At 61.5% G+C, this 763-nt stretch carries 1 protein-coding gene; it reads right to left on the bottom strand.

Translation table 11 applies throughout. The annotated features are described in order from the left end of the window. Window positions 1-763, bottom strand: a 763-nt coding sequence (lepB, locus tag ACR0C6_RS21680; protein ID WP_480621204.1) for a signal peptidase I, incomplete at both ends; no start/stop codon positions are given.

Genomic DNA, 763 nt, shown 5'->3' on the forward strand with positions numbered 1-763 from the left:
GACCGCCCGGCAGACGAGAACATGATCCGGTCGGCGCGACCGATCAGGTTTTCGTAGGGCACATAGCCAACCCCGCCAGCGGATTGCGGCAGGCGGCTGTCAGCCGAGTTGTCGCGGTTGTCGCCCATGAAGAAATAATGGCCCTCGGGCACGGTATAGATGCCGGTATTGTCCGAGCCCTGATTGCCGATATTCAGCACGTCATAGGTGACGCCGTTGGGCAGGGTTTCGATCAGGCGCGACTTTTCACAGGCGCCGCCAACACCGACGGGGCCGTTTTCACAGCGTGGGCGCAGTCGTTGCGGGCCCTGTGGTTCGGCGATTTCGGTGAATATGCCGTCAGGCTGTTGCGGAACCGGTGTGCCGTTGAGGATGATCTGCCCCTCACGGACCTGAATGCGGTCGCCCGGCAGGCCGATCAGGCGCTTGATATAATCGCGCCCGCTGACCGGGTGGCGGAAGACAATGACGTCGCCGCGCACGGGATCGCCGCCCCAGATGCGGCTTCCGTCGTCGCCCTGCATCCAGCCACAGAGATCTTCGGCGTCGATATTCAGGCCGACACTGGGGATGATCAGGCTGGGACATGAGGCGTAGGAATAGCCGTAGGCCATCTTGTTGACGAAGAGGAAATCGCCGATCAGCAGCGTCTGCTTCATCGAACCGGACGGAATCCAGAACGGTTGAAAGAAGAGGGTCCGGAACACGCCCGCGATCAGCAGGGCATAGACGATGGTCTTGATCGTTTCCCAGACGCCGCTTC

It is taken from the genome of Ruegeria sp. AL12, from assembly GCF_056540885.1.